Origin of the sequence: Streptomyces sp. NBC_00443, from assembly GCF_036014175.1 — a bacterium.
GTDB lineage: Bacteria > Actinomycetota > Actinomycetes > Streptomycetales > Streptomycetaceae > Streptomyces.
The window spans coordinates 4,785,356-4,800,064 of the sequence record NZ_CP107917.1 but is presented as its reverse complement, the minus strand read 5'-3'; the positions used below and the strand labels follow the sequence as shown (position 1 = coordinate 4,800,064).

The following is a 14,709-nucleotide window of genomic DNA, read 5'->3' as shown; positions in this document are numbered from 1 at the left end:
CGGCGCCGTCGCAGTCGAGGCACCGTCGCTTCGATGTGGCACGGGCACGGTCGTTGACAGTGGAGAGCGCCAGCGCCGTACGTGAGCTGACGCGTTTCCAGCCGCGCCCCCGGCATCCCCGGCAGGTTAAGTGCGCGCCCTGTTCCGGCCGCTGACCCGTCACGCCGTGCCCCCTTCCGATCAAGTGGCCTTAGCCACTTACTGGATAGTGGCATTAGCCACTCGCGACGTGCAACCGGTTCGACGGAACTTACGAACCGTCAGGAGAGTGGGTAGCCCTGCTCGAACGCCCAGCGGTGGGGCGGGTAGGTGGCTTCGGCGAACTCCAAAGGCCGGTCCTGGAGGTCGAAGACGACGTGATGGACGATCAACACCGCCGACCCAGAGGCCAGTTTCAGGTCTGCCGATTCCTCGTCCGTGGCCGCCCGAGCGCACATGCGGTCTTCGGCGTAGCTTCCCTGGCGTCCTGTCATGGTCTCGACGTACAACAGGGTGCCTTCCTGGATCCGTTCCGGGTCCAGGAGCTTGGGCGCCTTCTGGCCGACGTCAGGAGCGAACCACGAGGTGGACAGCGTGATGGGCCCGTCCTGGTTATTGGTGATGCGCCGGCGGTGCACGGCTCGCCGATCCTTTACCAGGCCCAACGCCTCGGCGACGTGGTCTGGTGCCTCCAGCCAGCCCGCAGACGTGATGACAGCGTACTCACCGGCGGTGTAGATCTTCCCTGTCTGCCTGGCCCGCCCGTACAACTCCCGTGCCCGCCGGTTGACTTCGAGGCTGCGCACATAGGTGCCCGACCCCTGCCGCTTCTCGACCAGGCCCTGATGACTCAGCGCCTCCAGCGAACGGGCCGCCGTCGGCCTCGACACCTTCCAGTCGGCAGCGAGTTGCCGTTCCGAGGGAACCTCGTCCCCGGGCCGCAGATCCCCCCGCAGGATCTGATCACGGATGAAGTGCGCGATCTGGAGATACTTCGGCTGAGCCTCCTCGATCTGAGGCATGCCCCCTCCTTGTCCAAGTGGCTATGGCCTCTAGCCACTATAGGGTGGGTGGCAAATGTTCGACCCCGTACCCTGTCCGCATGACGCGGTTGATCGTCGCAGCAGGAGGAGGGGGCGACGCAGTCGCCGCCGCAATGCTTGACGCCGCCCTCTACGGCGACGAGGACCCGGCGGTGATCTTCACGTACGCGTGGGACCGCCTGCTCGTCGATCCGGTCCCGGGCCCCCGAGGCGTCCACGACTTCACCGGCCTCGAACAACTCACACCGTCCGTCTCGACAGTGCCGGCTGAAGCCCGCCCGATCGCTCCGGCGGGATCTACCCTCCCTCGACTCGCGGCAGAGCTCCCTCACACATTCGCGTTGATCGACCCACACCAGGGCGCAGAGGGCGTGACGCGCCAACTCGAAGAGCTAGTGGGCCACTTGGAGCCCGCGTCGATCGACCTCCTGGACGTGGGCGGAGACATTCTGGCCCGAGGCGACGAGCCCACGCTGAAGAGCCCGCTCGCTGACGCCCTCACACTGGCCGCTTGTTGCCAGGTGAATGCGCCCATCCGTCTCCTGGTTGCTGGGCCCGGCCTGGACGGCGAACTCCCGCACGAAGACCTGCGCGGGATACTCGGCCCGCTAGTCCACGCCTTCACGGTGAAGGACACAGAGTCGATCAGCTCGGTTCTGGAGTGGCATCCGTCCGAGGCGACCGCGATGCTCGCGGCGACGGCACGAGGAGCGAGAGGCACCTGCGAAGTGCGGGACGCTGGGCTTCCCGTACCGCTCACGGACGAAGGTCCGACCGTCCACGAGGTCGACATGGACGAGGCGTTGAGCCGTAACCGTCTGGCTCGTGCCGTCATAGCGACGGAGACCCTCGAAGAGGTGGAGACACATAGCCGCGAAATCTGCGGCTACTCGGAGATCGACTATGAGCGCAATAAGGCCGCATGGCTCAGCGAACGGCCACCGCTGAAGCTGGCCCCGGATACGGTCCTGGCCCAGCTGGACCAGTTCGAGGCCGAAGCCCGGGACCGCGGAGTCACCCACACGACGTTCCGCCACATCACCGAGGCCCTGAACCTCAACGGCAACCAGCGCCACGACCTGCGCGAGTTGCTCGTTAGCAGTCGACCTAAGCAGTACGACGCGCCCCTGTGGCGCATCACGACGCCACCTGAGTAACAACTCTCTTCACGGGTTCAAGGCGGCTCGCTCCGCTCCCCGCGCGCGGCCCGGCCCCCGGCCGGGCCTGCGCTCCTGTCTCCGCCCCGCTCCAGCCCGGCCGGCGCCCGTGCCGCGCTCAAAGCATGCAGCCACCTGATGCCAGAGAAGGGGTACGTCGTGGCTGGGCCGGTCGGCTCCACGGCTTTACGGAGCCACTTTGGCGCGAGCCTCGAAGATCATGGCCCCAACGTCGTGCTTTACCGGGCAGGTCCACAGACTGCCCGACGCGCCGGAAGCTTACGGGGCCATGATCACTCGCGCCAAAGCAGCGCCACCCCAAAGCCGCTCCACCGACCTTAGGTTCCGTGAGCCACGACCACAGCCAGAAGATCGCTAGTCCAACTTGGCTTCATTCAAAAGCCCCCCAGCGCCGATGCCACATCCCATAAGATCACGTCCAGACGCCCGGGGGGCGGTCTCCCCGAAGCCACACAGGGAGGGCGAAATGCTTAAGCAGGTAAAGCTCCGTAATTTTAAGGCTTTCGAGAACTTCTCAATTACACTAAAGGAATTCTCCCTCCTGGTCGGCCCCAACAGCGCCGGAAAGAGCACCATCCTTTCCGCACTCAAATTCGCTGAAGCGTGCCTCCGAAGCGCCAAAAGGACAAAGTTTTCACTGAGTCGTCAACACGAAGGAACTTGGGTTCAGGCGTATCCAATTCCGCTCAAGGATTTCGAACTCCTAAATGAGAGCGTTCGTCACGAGTTCAGAGAAACGAACGAAACGACTCTAGAATTGATTTGGCAAAATGGGAGTAGGCTACGAGCCGTCTGGCCAAGAGATGACTACGATACCGACAGTACTCCCTTCTTCTATCTGCTGGATAAAACAGGACGCATCCCTCGAACCGTGAAACAGGTGAGAGACGAGTACACCCCGATCGGCATCATTCCTGCGCTTACTCCACTAGAACATGAGGAGGAGATCCTTACCCCAGAATATGTGAGGAAAAACCTGGCATCCCGGCTCAGTAGCCGTCACTTCAGGAATCAACTGCGCATTCTAAGCTCTGACAGTGACGAGTGGCAGGATTTTCTTGACTTCGCGGACCCCTGGATGGGGGGTATGCGCATCTCGGAGCCAGCAGTCCATTACGGACCCGAGTCAAGCATTGACGTCTTCTACACAGAACCGGGAAGCGGTCGAGAGAAAGAACTCGTCTGGGCTGGAGATGGCGTGCAGATTTGGCTCCAACTCCTCCTCCACATTTACCGCCTAAAAGAGTCGCCCACTTTGATCCTCGACGAACCCGAGGTGTTCCTGCACGCTGACCTGCAACGCCGACTGGTACGGTTGATCGACTCGCTTGGAATTCAAGTAGTATTGGCAACTCATTCCAGCGAAGTTCTGGCCGAGGCGGACAGTAAGTCAATCGTATGGATTGACAAATCCAAGCGTAACGCCATTCGAGCCCCCCGCAAGGAGGGAATGGAAACACTCAGCACATCCCTCGGAACCGCATTCAATCTGGGCATGGCGAAGGCTCTTCGCGCGAAAGGTGTCGTGTTCGTCGAGGGCAAGGACCTGAGAACCCTAAGGATCCTCGCCAAGAATCTCGGATACACAAATATTGTTGCCGATATGGAGTTGGCTGTTGTGCCAATCAACGGCTACTCAAACTGGAATAGCGCCGAAGCCTTTGGCTGGCTAGTCAAAGACTTCCTGAAGGGATCAGTCGGTTCGATTATCATCCTCGATCGCGACTACAGGACGCAATCCCAAGTCAACTCGGTCACAGAAAAGCTAACAGAGGCAGGTCTAGAATGCCACGTATGGTCCAAGAAGGAACTCGAAAGCTATCTAATTTCGTCGACCGCGATTTCCCGGATCTCGGGCTGCCCGCTTGCTGAGGTGGAGCGGGCCATGGCTGAAATCATGGATTCCATGCAAGGGGACATCTTCGCCAAGTTGAACTTTGAGCGTCAATCCGTGGAGCGGTCGGGAAAAATGCACGAAGTAAACATCACTGCTGCCACGCTTGCCGATTTTACACCGCGCTGGGCGAAAGTAGAATACAGGAAGTCAATTTGCCCACCAAAAGAAATTTTGTCGCAGCTAAATCAGTACTTGCAGGGGAACGGGCACAAGGCCGTCTCTTTTGATGCGCTCTCAAAACACATTCACCAAGATGAGATTCCTGACGAAATGTTGCAGGTTCTGCACAGGATCAACACGCTAGCTAGCTAGTGCCAGGGGCGCGAAACCGATCCTTCACGCCCCAACATAAGGAGTAGTCCGGCACGGAGGCGAGCATTTGACCATGCTGAGCGATGACGGGCTCATGGGGGTAGCAAGGCCGGTCCGGCAGGTGACTCGGTGAGTGTCTACCTGCGTGACAACCGTGATGCACAATGGCGAACACTCGTGGACGTCAGCGGATCATCAGTGCAGGTGACGGACGCAAGAGCCCTTGGGCAGCAAGCATCTCAAGTTGCTTCGGGACGAAGCAGTCGTGGGTTCACATCCAGCCACCCGACAGCTAAGTAGCTGATCAGGGGGTCCTTACCGAATTGGTAAGGACCCCCCAGCGTTGCTGCGTGTCTACCTGCGTGCCGTTGGACGTCACGCTCCTGGCCGTTCCACGGGGCGCAAACGCACCGCTCTCCTGCTGAAGAGCGTCACCAAAGCAGTCGCAATGCTCAGCGCTGCTTCGCCTGCTTCCTGAGAGACTGGGACTTCACGCGGACCACCCGCGTGCCGGTCACCGTGCCCCTCCCACAGATCAGTGAGCATGGCGACTACCCCGGCTGTTGTGCCTTGCGTCCCTGACTTGTCGGTCAGTACGTATTCGTACTTCGCCCCTGCATCCCGAAGGTGATCACGAACCTTGCCGAGGGTAGGCAGCGGGTTGCGTGGCAGGAACATCGGGCAGGCCACTGCTTCCACCGCGCGGATCAGGTCAACGTAGGCACCGCTTGCGTCAGCGTGGACCGCGAACAGCTTGTCGCGGGCCCGCTCCAAGTGCCGGCGGGCCGCCGGGTAGCCACTGCTCTCAGCCACGTCTGCTGCCGTAGCGAAGGCCTCGCTGAGTCCTTCCTCCATTCTCCTCTGGAGGCCGCGCTGATCCGGAGCGACCTCATACACCGAGCGGGATTCAACTAGCAGGCGGTTCAATGGCTCGGTGATTCGCTTGGTCCGTCTGGCGCCGCTGTGCCAACGGGCGACGATCGGCAACGTTTCCGGGGGCAGTGGCTCGCTGCACAACGCGGAGAGGAGGTCATCGACCACGTCCCAAAGGATCTCCGGCTCCGTGCCGTACGCAAGAAAGCGCAAGTACGGGTCCGGGGGCATGGGCACAGACGGCCGACCGGGAATGTACGCCTTCTCCTCCCGCATCGAACTCTCCGCCTCCCATTGCGCGGTGAGCTCCGCCAGCTCCGCCTCACGGTCCCTCAACTCCCGCTGATACTGCTTCAGGTACAGCCTCGGCAGTTCGAGATCCAGCCGGATCAGAACGTGCCGCACCTCCTGTCGGCCTTGAGCCGCTGTCTCGTAGATCCAGTCACGAAGCGCAGGTTCAAGTGACGCGGGCATCCCCTCGACCAGGGTGGGCACTGGGGCCGCGCCCACGCGAACGGAGAGCCGAGGCCGGGCGGTTGATCTCATGTGCAGACGATAGCCGCCTGAAGCGACACATCACCCCCGATTTCCAACGTGCCCTGCCCGCCGTACTAGTTGGTCTCCGGGGCCGCAACCCTGGTCAAACTGCGGACTGCTCATAGGCTGCGTCGAGGCGTTCCAAGGTCCAGGTTCATTCCGGTGACTCAAACGAGTCACCGTGCCACGTGCGTGCCAGATCGTGCAGGGAACCACGGGGAACAGCGGTGACTGGTCCCGCGTACGGCCGAGGCTCGAACGCCGCTGCGCCGCAGGTCATCTCACCGTCCGCCGCCAAAAGACCCAAGCTTCCCAAGCAGAGGTCGCGGCGAACTTGCTGTTGCTGTCAGGACTCCCAATGCCTACGTCAACGCCGCTCCCGACAGGGGCGCGGCCATAATCTGCCCAGCGGGACACAAGAAACGGGGGACGCGTGGACCAGGGCATAGCTGGCCTCATCGGTGCAGGCATCGGAGCATTCTTCGGGGCAGGGGGTGCCGTCGGTGCCGCGTGGCTGGCACGAGGCGCCGTGCTGCGTCAGGCTGACCAGCAGGCCGACGCCGCCCAAGCTCAATGGCGCAGGACAGTGCGCAGGGACGCGTGTGTCGAATACATCCGCGTCGCTAGGGCATACGCGGCCGCCGCGGAAGACTTCTACCTGGAGGTCGGACCGGTCTGCGAGGAGGACGACGCCGAGTGGGACCAGCGAGAACCGGAGCGCGGCCGACTGCGTGCCGCTATGGATGACGCCCACCGCGTCATGACTGGCGCCTCGGTCACCCTCGAACTCGAAGCCCCTCCCGGGCTCGTCAGCGAAATCGAAGACCTGAATACGGCCGCGCTCAACGTGTTCGTGATGGGCTTCATGAGGAACTACGCGGCGAGCGAGGCAAACATGGCGGTGTGGGAGCAGCACAGGCAACAGGTCAAGTCCTTGCTACCGAAGGTGGTCGAGTTCGCCCGAGCAGCGAAGGCTCACCTAGACGACTGAACTACTACTGTGCGGGCTATGTCCCCAACGACATGGGCGCGGAGGCTTTCAAGAGGGAGTGTTGTCTCACGGACGACCGGTTGTGAGAGCCATCCCCGCCAGTCTTCGCGGCCGGCAGATGCAGGCCCGTGAGAAGTTTCAGAGCGACATGCTCACCATCGCGTCACGATGTCGATTTGGGCTTGATATCGCCGATGTCATCGATGACGTTTATGCCATATATAAAGAATATGATGAGCGCTGCCAGAAAGAGCAATATTTCACAGATCCATGGCACTCTGAGGCGCCATTGATAAATGTGTTCACCCTTATGGGAGACTCCAGTGAGCACGTGCATCGCTATGAGGCCAGCAGCGACTGTCAGGAGGAAAAGGAGCCAGGAAACCCATAGTAGGGTTCTGTGCTCACTCTCCGCATTGAGCGCCCATTTATCGGAGAACGTGAGGGAAATTGCCAAAATTCCGGACGATAGCGTGATCAGCGTGGAGATGGAATCCTTGGCAAGTCCGTAAGTGGCTTTGTGGTCAGTCGTGCCACCCCCGCCGGATTCCTTTACTGTAGGGTCATTCGTGCCGCCCCCGCCCGATTCATTTGGTGTAGTCATTTTACGGACTCCTCCCTTACCAGAAGGGTGGGCAATCACCCTGTCTAGCTAGTGCTTGGTCGAGCAAGGCTGCATCCACAACGACGGGTCCATTTTGCCTCTCCGAGGCGTCCAGTTCCTGTACTTTCTGGACCGCCGAGCGGGTAGCTTGGTGCAGTCTCTCGGCTGCATCGGCGACGAGTTGCTCTCTTTCCGCTGGCGGGGTGGAGCGAATCGTTTCGCTCGCTTTGCGGAGATAGCGTCTGACTATTTGCTCGGCTCGCGGCTCTAGGGGAATGCCACTTGCTTCCTTGCTGACGATGTCTGCAAACTGCGGCAATGCACCCTTGAGGCGATCTGGAGACAGTGGCCTGCCACCATTGAATGGGTCAATGATCGGCACGCCTTGCAGGGAGCGCACCTCAGGTACGTGCGAGCGAACCTGTTCGGCCAGGCTCAGAGTTGATTCCAGATCATCTGGCTGCGCCTGGGCCGTATTCAATGTCTCGCGTGCTTCAGGATTGCGGGCCAGACGAGAGCTGACGACGCGCGTCAAGCGCTGCGGGCGCTGGTCGGCTTCGAAATCTGCAATCAGTTGGGCGACGCCAATGGCGGCAACTTTTTTTCTGCTGCCCAGCGTCGAGCGTACAGTGCTGCGAAATCCCTTACTTCTACCGTATGCTCGCAGATATGCTGCGAGGCGAGAAATCGCTTGGACATCCTGCGGATTCTCTTTGGCGACTTCCAAAGCGCGACTCGCTTGAGGATCGTCTGAGAGCTGCGACGCGACAAGCTCTGTAACGGTGGAAAGCTCACCAGGTGGCCCGCTCGCAGCTAGCTTGGCGAGGGCGAATGCCTCAGCAGCAGAGAGATTCTTCGCCACGATACCCTCCATGAGCCCTGGGGGTGTAGAAGTGAACACTGGGTCTCTAGAAGCGCATGTGTCAAAAGTATCATTGCGGGTTCTGGCTCGCCTCTTGTCGGTAGAGCGCACGACTTTCGGTGCGAGGGGCCGGCTAAGGCACGGGAGCAACTTCCTGCATGCTCTCGACTCCGTTGCGGTCTCAGTTCGCTGCGTTCCGGTCGCGTCCGCTGAAGCCCAGGCAGTGCATCCGACCCGTGCTGAGGGCAGGCGTCGGATCGGTGGTGCACGCAGGGCTTCCGCTGCGAGCCGGCCCCGCTCGGCTGCAGTTACCTCGGAGGCCCGTATCCCCAGTCTTCGTCCTCGGCGAACGGTTCCTCGCCGTAGATCGCTGCGCGCGCCAACAGGAAGCGGAGCATGTCCCAGGTCTTGTACGTGCTGAAATGGCGCGCTTCGGCCGGCGCAAGCTCCGGCTCCTCCTCGGCGTCCTGGGCCTCTTCGACGAAGTCCAACACCCAGCCGGGATCTTGGATCGCTCGGTCGAGCTCAGCAGCCGTGACACGCAGGTACTCACCGATCATGCTCATGGCGGAGTTGGGTAACGCCACTGACAACGACCGCGGCGTCCGTCTCACTTTCCGTCTCATTCACCTCGGTTCACCGGCGTTCAACAAAGACCCGGAGTCGACCCCGGCCTGGTGACGAGCCGCCGATGAACGCAGGTGAACGCCCCCGCACACCGCCCACCACCCCACCACCACAGTTGGAAAGCGTGTTGGGGGCAACCCCTCACGAGTTCGAATCTCGTATCCTCCGCCAGTGCCTCACCGGGCACGATGTCGAGGGGCCCCACCGTTCGCGGTGGGGCCCCTCGTCGGTCCGTCTCAGTTGGTTTCTTCCTGGCCGTCGGCGCCGGCGCCGGGCAGCACCCAGAGCACGTCTCCGACTTGCTGAGCGACCTTGCGGAGCATGGTCCCGGTCACGTGCATGTACCGAGCGCGCATCCGGGCCGCTCCCCCGGGCTCCCATCCCATGATCGAGTCGATCACGACGTCCGGAACACCGAGGATCAGGAGCACGGTCGCGGCGGTGTGGCGAGCGTCATGGAGACGGCCGTTCCGGACGCCAGCCTCCCGAAGCAGCCGCTTCCAGGTGTGGAAGTCGGTGTTCGGACTCAGTGGCCCACCGATCGGCGACGCGAAGACGTACCCCTTGCCCTCCCAGTCCGCACCGGCCGCGATCCGCTCCCGCTCCTGGGCTTCCTGGTGCTGGCGGAGAATCTTGATCAGCGGATCGGGCAGGCCGATGGTGCGACGTCTCACGCCGGGTCGGCTCCTTCTTGGGGCAGTAGCCCGCTTCCGGCCACACGGGTTGGCACCGCAGCCGTGCGCGTACTTGGCGCGCAGCCGGTTCTTACGGATGCGGACGTACCCGGCGGCAGGGCCCGCGGCGAGGAGGAGCCCCGGACTCTGTCTTCGTACGGCATCCGCGGATCATGGAACTGCGCCATCCTTGACCTTGGCGCCGAAGCGGCTTTCGGCCCGTCTGTGACGTTCCCGGTCTGTCGAGGTGCACCCTCATGAAGTCCCGATCGACGCTTGCGACTTGGCTGAGCGAACTCGACGGTTCCCGCCTGGCACGCGTACTCGCCATGCGGAAGGACGCAGCCTCCTCTCCGGAACCACGCTCGGTGGGGGAACTGGCGGACCGTCTCCAACGTCCGGGGTCCGTGGCACTCGTCCTGCCGCAACTCACGCTGCCGTGCTTGCAAGCCGCCGAGGCGCTGGCAGCCCTGGGAGGACGAGCAACCCGGGACAGCCTCGCGGAGTTGCTCGGCTCGACATCCCCTGCGGCGGTACACGCGCTGGACGCGACCCTGGAGGCGCTGTCGGATCGGGCGCTCGTGTGGCACGACGGCAACGAGGCGCTCCGCATGCCTACGCCCTTGCGCCAGGCGTGGAGCACGCCCCTGGGACTTGACGCCCCGCTGGAAGAGCTGCTGGCCGGCACCACCTCGGAGGAACTGCGCGGCATGCTGGCGGTCCTGGGTATCAAGCCACCCGGCACCAAGCAGCAGCGATTCGCGGCGCTGGTGGAGCATCACAGTGACGCGAAACGGGTCGCCGCGTTGGTGGCGGGGGCACCGGCGGCCACACGGAAGTTGCTTGAGCAGAGCGCCAGGTCCACGCCGCGGCAGTCACTGTTCGTCGTATTCGGGGCTCCTGGCCGCGACCTCCAACCAGGCGCCCGATGGGCACTCGACCGCGGGCTTCTGCTCCAGGACAGTCACCGGTACGAGCCCGTCCGGATGCCGGTCGAGGTGGCCTTGGCTCTGCGGGGCCCCGATTGGCACGCTGCGTTCGAACCTATGCCGCCGGTCACACAGTTGGTTCCCATCACCTCCTCGGAGGTGGAGCGGGAGGCCGCGGTGGCCGCCACCGCGTTCGCGGCCCATGCCGCCTCCGTCCTTTCGGCGTGCGCGACCGCTCCACCGACCCGGCTGAAGTCGGGTGGGATCGGTGCGCGTGAACTGGCCCGGATCGGCAGGGCCGCCCAAGCGGACGACGCCGTCGTACGCATCGCCCTGGAGACCGCCTACGCCGCCGGACTGCTGGCCCGCGACGGCGATCGCGTACCTCCCACCGAGGCGTACGACGCCTGGGCCGAACAGGAGCCCGCAGAACAACTCGCCGTGCTGCTCCGGGCATGGCGGGACCTGCCGCTCACCCCCACCCGGGCGCGCGGCGAAGACAACAAGGCACTTCCCGCGCTCGCCGGTGCGCCTGACTGCGGCGGCTGTCTGCAGGCCCGCCACGGGCTGCTCACCGCGGCAGCGGGGCTCCCGGCAGGACAGGGTGTGAAGGTCGCTTCGGAGCTGGGGCCGCTGGTGGCCTGGCACCGTCCGCTCGCCGACGACGCCTCGCCCCAGGACACGGCACCGTTCAGCACCGTGATCCGCGAAGGCGAACTGCTGGGCGTGCTGGCGCGGGGTGCGCTGTCCCCGCTCGGTGCCCACCTGGCGGCCCACGCCGACGAAGAGCTCGACATCACAGCCCGGCGGCTGCTGCCCCCCGCGACCACGACGGCCCGGATCGGCGCCGACCTCACCGCCGTCGTCACCGGCACCCCGTCCGCGCGACTCGCAGCGCTGCTGGATTCGATGGCCGACCGGGAGACCAGTGGCACGGCGTCGGTATGGCGCTTCAGTGCCGGCAGTATCCGCCGGGCCCTGGACGCCGGCCGCACCCCGAACGACATCACAGCCGACCTGCAAGCCGGCTCCGCCGCGGCCCTGCCACAGCCGCTGACCTATCTCATCGCCGACACCGCACGAGGTCACGGACGGGTGCGCATCGCCCCCGCGGCCTGCGTCATCCACGGCGACGAACCCGCGCTCCTGGCCGAACTCGCCGCCCACCGCACACTGTCCAAGCTCGCCCTGCGGCAGCTCGGCCCGACGGTCCTGGTCAGCGGCAGCCCACCCGCGACGACGCTCGCCGCGCTCCGTGCTGCGGGCTACGCCCCGGTCGCCGAGACCGCCGGGGGAACGGTACGCATCGAAAAGCGCCTGCCGCAGAGGGCCGCCGCTGCCGTCCCGCCCCCGCGAAGGAACGTCGGGCGGCTCGGCCCCCGGACCACCGCAACCCGCGCCTCGGACATGCCCACCGACGCCGGGTTGGACGTCCTGGCCGACCGGCTGCTCAAGGCCCCGCCGGCCGCACCGGAACCCGACCCGTTCGGCAGCGGGGTGCCCTTCGCGACGGACACCGAGGAGATCGTCGCCGGATACGCGAAGCACCTGTCGTACAGCGACGTCCGCCAGGTCGCTCATGCCATCGACACCGGTGCGGCCATCACGGTCGAGTACATCGCCACCTCGGGCAACCGGACCGTACGCACCCTCAGCGACCTGGAACTCGACCCGCCCTACCTCGACGCCTGGTGCCACCTGCGCGAAGCGGAACGCGTCTTCACTCTCTCCCGCATCCATGGCGTGATGCCCGCGTAGGACTCGGCGATCAAGGCCGGTGCCGGGTGCGCCACCCCGCGGGCACCTCGCGAGATATACTTGATCCCACATTTGATATCAGGGAGGAACCCATGAGTCGGACGGTTATCGACCTGGACGACGACCTGGTCGCGGCCGTGGCTAAGGCCCTCGGGACGAGCACCAAGAAGGAGACAGTCAACTCCGCTCTTCGTGAGGTGCTGGAGAGTCGGCGTCGCGCCCTGGCTCTCGCCCGGCTGCGGGCCGCGGCCGGGGACGGCGCATTCGATCTGGAGCTGTTCGAGAACAAGGGGAACTACCGCCGGTGAACGCGGCCCAGTTCCTGATCGACACCAGCGCGCTCGCTCGGTTCATGCGCGAGGACGCGGAGCAGTACGGCTGGGACCAGGCGGCAGCCGCCGGGCTCATCGCCACCTGCCCGATCACCGAGCTTGAGTTCTTCTACAGCGCCCGGTCGGCCGCCGACAGGGCGCGCGGCATCGAGGACATACGACTGATTTTCGGTTGGGTTCCCGTCGACGACCGCGCCTACGACCGCGCCTGGCAGGTCCAAGAAGCTCTCACCCAACAGAAAAAGCATCGCAGTGCGGGTGCGGTGGATCTCGTCGTCGCCGCGACAGCCGAGCTGCAAGGGCTCACCCTCCTGCACCGCGACCACGACTTCGCCTGCATCGCGGCAGTGACCGGCCAGGCTCTCCAGTGGTACGGCCCGGAGAGCGGCAAATAGGCGGGCGATGGTTGCATTTCCGGTTGCATTCAGCTCCGTACAGCACCGTTCAGGAGCCCCACCCGCCACAGCCGCACCGCAGGTCCTCGCGAGTTCGAATCTCGTATCCTCCGCCAGTGCCTCACCGGGCACGATGTCTAAGGGCCCCACCGCGAACGGTGGGGCCCTTAGAAGCCGTTGTCTTTCCGGAGTTGAAGACTGCGTTTCCGCTGGTCGGGCATAGGGTCGACGATCCCGTGGGCGTAGTGGCCTGTCGTGCCGTCGCTGCCCGGGAGGTCGTGGATGCCGTCGGTGGTTGGGCTGTTGGAACAGCGTGAGCTGGGTGCTCGCAGTCGTGTGGACGAGCTGCGCGAGGAAGCCGACCGTGTCCAGGCCGAGTTGGCCGTGACCGAGCGGGAATGGAAGGGGCCATCGCCCGCTCGCGGGTCGGCGAGGTGCCGGCACCGGTGGACGAGAGCGGAGATCACGCCCGGACCGAACGGGCGATGCCGGCCGAGGGACCGGCCGAGGAGGCGTCGTCGGCGTCGAGGGCCGCGAAGCCGAAGTCGCAGGTGCCCATGTGGCGCGAGGGCCTGGCCTGGTCTGTGCTGTCGATCGACTACCAGCGCATCCTGCAGGCCCTTGCGGACCGGCATCGCCTCCATCAAGCGCCGCTGACCTGCCAGGAGATGGCCGTCTTGTTCGGCCTGGACGCGGTGCCGGCGAAGGTGGAGGCGCTGCGGTCGAAGGCGAAACGCCTGGCCGCGCGCGGCTGGCCGGCCGAACAGCAGCCGGGCCGCTTCACGCTCGCGCAGAATGTGACCGGGCCAGGCGGCGGGTCATGAGCAGGGTCATGAGCAGGGTCATCAACCAGTAGACCATCGCCTCGGCGCTGGTGGTGCGGCGCTCGAAGTCGCGCACCAGCCGACGGGTGCGCATCAGGTGGGCGAAGAGGCGCTCGACGATCCACCGCTTGGGCAGCACCACAAAGCCACGCATGTCGTCGCTGCGCTTGACGATCGCCAGGACCAGGGCGAGCGTGGCCAGGCAGTGCTCGACGAGACTGCCGGTGTAGCCGCCATCCGCCCAGACCAGGGCGAGGCGGTGGTGCGCGTCGGCGACTTGGTGCAGCAGGACATCGGCGGCGGCGCGGTCGCCGACATCCGCGGCGGTAACCATCACCGCGAGCAGCAGGCCGGGGGTGTCGACCACGACATGCCGCTTACGGCCGTTGATCAGCTTGCCGCCGTCGAAGCCGCGGCTGTCGGAGCCTGCCCATGCTCGGGAGCCCTGACATCTGTCAGGATCCCTCCTGCCTGCCTGTCTCCTACCCTTTCGCGCAGGACGCCCGGCACAGGGCGGAACTGAAGGGCAGGTCATGAAGAGCCTCTGGAAGCGCGCACTCGTCACCGGAACTGCGGGGATCGCTCTCGCCGACGGAGTCGGTCTCGCGACCGCCTCACCCGCGGCGGCCGCGGAGCCCAACGTGCTGCAGTGCAGCACCTGGATCGAGGACAATGTCGCCTACGGCAAGTGCTACAACCCCGGGACGCAGCTGCACGCGTTCTCCGTACGCGCCATCTGCGGCTGGGCCCCCGACGCTTACTCGAATTGGGTATATGTGACGCCCGGCAACACCCACAGCATCGGTATCGGCTGCGGCCCGTTGAGCACCGGCGTCGGCGGCGTGGCGATCGAGTACGGCGGCTGAGCGTCCCGGGACGCCCAGATCCATCAGA

General features: G+C 64.6%; 14 protein-coding genes and 1 pseudogene. 8 read left to right on the top strand and 7 right to left on the bottom strand.

Annotated elements, in window-relative coordinates; genetic code table 11:
* Positions 1-260 precede the first annotated feature (260 nt).
* The gene (locus tag OHO27_RS21705) at positions 261-1,001 is read right to left on the bottom strand and encodes a GntR family transcriptional regulator (protein ID WP_328426406.1); all 741 of its coding nucleotides are present in this window, start codon (positions 999-1,001) and stop codon (positions 261-263) included.
* Between the two features lie 80 nt (positions 1,002-1,081).
* Between OHO27_RS21705 and OHO27_RS21700 the strand changes: the two genes are divergently transcribed.
* Both OHO27_RS21700 and OHO27_RS21695 read left to right on the top strand, forming a co-directional pair.
* Positions 1,082-2,179, top strand: a complete 1,098-nt coding sequence (locus OHO27_RS21700) for a DUF1152 domain-containing protein (protein ID WP_328426404.1) — start codon at positions 1,082-1,084, stop codon at positions 2,177-2,179.
* 487 nt (positions 2,180-2,666) lie between these two features.
* The gene (locus OHO27_RS21695; protein WP_328426402.1) at positions 2,667-4,409 is read left to right on the top strand and encodes an ATP-dependent nuclease; all 1,743 of its coding nucleotides are present in this window, start codon (positions 2,667-2,669) and stop codon (positions 4,407-4,409) included.
* Positions 4,410-4,784: 375 nt separating this feature from the next.
* Here OHO27_RS21695 and OHO27_RS21690 read toward each other — a convergent pair whose 3' ends face one another.
* Entirely contained in the window at positions 4,785-5,828 is a 1,044-nt protein-coding gene (locus OHO27_RS21690; RefSeq protein ID WP_328426400.1) for a hypothetical protein, read from the bottom strand.
* Positions 5,829-6,252: 424 nt separating this feature from the next.
* On the opposite strand from OHO27_RS21690, the gene OHO27_RS21685 reads away from it, so the two are divergent.
* Positions 6,253-6,810: a hypothetical protein gene (locus tag OHO27_RS21685; RefSeq protein ID WP_328426398.1), complete on the top strand. Its 558-nt coding sequence runs from the start codon at positions 6,253-6,255 to the stop codon at positions 6,808-6,810.
* A 163-nt stretch (positions 6,811-6,973) separates the two neighbouring features.
* Here OHO27_RS21685 and OHO27_RS21680 read toward each other — a convergent pair whose 3' ends face one another.
* The 4 genes from OHO27_RS21680 to OHO27_RS21665 all read right to left on the bottom strand — a co-directional run bounded on the left by OHO27_RS21680 (position 6,974) and on the right by OHO27_RS21665 (position 9,577).
* A complete protein-coding gene (locus OHO27_RS21680) occupies positions 6,974-7,414 on the bottom strand; it encodes a hypothetical protein (protein WP_328426396.1) in 441 nt (146 codons plus the stop codon).
* 16 nt (positions 7,415-7,430) lie between these two features.
* Positions 7,431-8,276 carry a hypothetical protein gene (locus OHO27_RS21675; RefSeq protein WP_328426394.1) on the bottom strand — a complete coding sequence of 282 codons (846 nt, stop codon included), beginning with the start codon at positions 8,274-8,276 and terminating at the stop codon, positions 7,431-7,433.
* Positions 8,277-8,584: 308 nt separating this feature from the next.
* Positions 8,585-8,842 carry a DUF1877 family protein gene (locus OHO27_RS21670; protein ID WP_328426392.1) on the bottom strand — a complete coding sequence of 86 codons (258 nt, stop codon included), beginning with the start codon at positions 8,840-8,842 and terminating at the stop codon, positions 8,585-8,587.
* Positions 8,843-9,139: 297 nt separating this feature from the next.
* Entirely contained in the window at positions 9,140-9,577 is a 438-nt protein-coding gene (locus tag OHO27_RS21665; protein WP_443059573.1) for a tyrosine-type recombinase/integrase, read from the bottom strand.
* A 257-nt stretch (positions 9,578-9,834) separates the two neighbouring features.
* On the opposite strand from OHO27_RS21665, the gene OHO27_RS21660 reads away from it, so the two are divergent.
* From OHO27_RS21660 to OHO27_RS21645, 4 genes and pseudogenes are all read left to right on the top strand, one after another.
* Positions 9,835-12,264 carry a helicase-associated domain-containing protein gene (locus OHO27_RS21660; protein WP_328426390.1) on the top strand — a complete coding sequence of 810 codons (2,430 nt, stop codon included), beginning with the start codon at positions 9,835-9,837 and terminating at the stop codon, positions 12,262-12,264.
* 92 nt (positions 12,265-12,356) lie between these two features.
* Positions 12,357-12,572 carry a type II toxin-antitoxin system VapB family antitoxin gene (locus OHO27_RS21655; protein WP_328426388.1) on the top strand — a complete coding sequence of 72 codons (216 nt, stop codon included), beginning with the start codon at positions 12,357-12,359 and terminating at the stop codon, positions 12,570-12,572.
* The gene (locus tag OHO27_RS21650; RefSeq protein WP_328426386.1) at positions 12,569-12,991 is read left to right on the top strand and encodes a PIN domain nuclease; all 423 of its coding nucleotides are present in this window, start codon (positions 12,569-12,571) and stop codon (positions 12,989-12,991) included. The genes OHO27_RS21655 and OHO27_RS21650 overlap by 4 nt, the downstream gene beginning before the upstream one ends.
* Positions 12,992-13,273: 282 nt before the next feature.
* Positions 13,274-13,815: pseudogene (locus tag OHO27_RS21645) on the top strand (hypothetical protein).
* On the opposite strand, the gene OHO27_RS21640 reads toward OHO27_RS21645, so the two are convergent.
* Positions 13,772-14,350 (bottom strand): transposase, encoded by a 579-nt coding sequence (locus tag OHO27_RS21640; protein WP_443059572.1) that lies wholly within the window; start codon positions 14,348-14,350, stop codon positions 13,772-13,774. The pseudogene OHO27_RS21645 and the gene OHO27_RS21640 overlap by 44 nt on opposite strands.
* Between OHO27_RS21640 and OHO27_RS21635 the strand changes: the two genes are divergently transcribed.
* On the top strand, positions 14,349-14,681 hold the full coding sequence (locus OHO27_RS21635; RefSeq protein ID WP_328426382.1) for a hypothetical protein: 333 nt from the start codon (positions 14,349-14,351) through the stop codon (positions 14,679-14,681). The two genes, OHO27_RS21640 and OHO27_RS21635, sit on opposite strands and share 2 nt — an antisense overlap.
* The last annotated feature ends 28 nt before the right edge of the window (positions 14,682-14,709 follow it).

Bases quoted from the DNA above. Each gene is read 5' to 3' on its own strand.
- OHO27_RS21655 (WP_328426388.1), top strand. From the start codon at position 12,357: ATGAGTCGGACGGTTATCGACCTGGACGACGACCTGGTCGCGGCCGTG.
- OHO27_RS21690 (WP_328426400.1), bottom strand. From the start codon at position 5,828: ATGAGATCAACCGCCCGGCCTCGGCTCTCCGTTCGCGTGGGCGCGGCC.
- OHO27_RS21680 (WP_328426396.1), bottom strand. From the start codon at position 7,414: ATGACTACACCAAATGAATCGGGCGGGGGCGGCACGAATGACCCTACA.
- OHO27_RS21695 (WP_328426402.1), top strand. From the start codon at position 2,667: ATGCTTAAGCAGGTAAAGCTCCGTAATTTTAAGGCTTTCGAGAACTTC.
- OHO27_RS21670 (WP_328426392.1), bottom strand. From the start codon at position 8,842: ATGAGCATGATCGGTGAGTACCTGCGTGTCACGGCTGCTGAGCTCGAC.
- OHO27_RS21705 (WP_328426406.1), bottom strand. From the start codon at position 1,001: ATGCCTCAGATCGAGGAGGCTCAGCCGAAGTATCTCCAGATCGCGCAC.
- OHO27_RS21700 (WP_328426404.1), top strand. From the start codon at position 1,082: ATGACGCGGTTGATCGTCGCAGCAGGAGGAGGGGGCGACGCAGTCGCC.
- OHO27_RS21635 (WP_328426382.1), top strand. From the start codon at position 14,349: ATGAAGAGCCTCTGGAAGCGCGCACTCGTCACCGGAACTGCGGGGATC.
- OHO27_RS21640 (WP_443059572.1), bottom strand. From the start codon at position 14,350: ATGACCTGCCCTTCAGTTCCGCCCTGTGCCGGGCGTCCTGCGCGAAAG.
- OHO27_RS21660 (WP_328426390.1), top strand. From the start codon at position 9,835: ATGAAGTCCCGATCGACGCTTGCGACTTGGCTGAGCGAACTCGACGGT.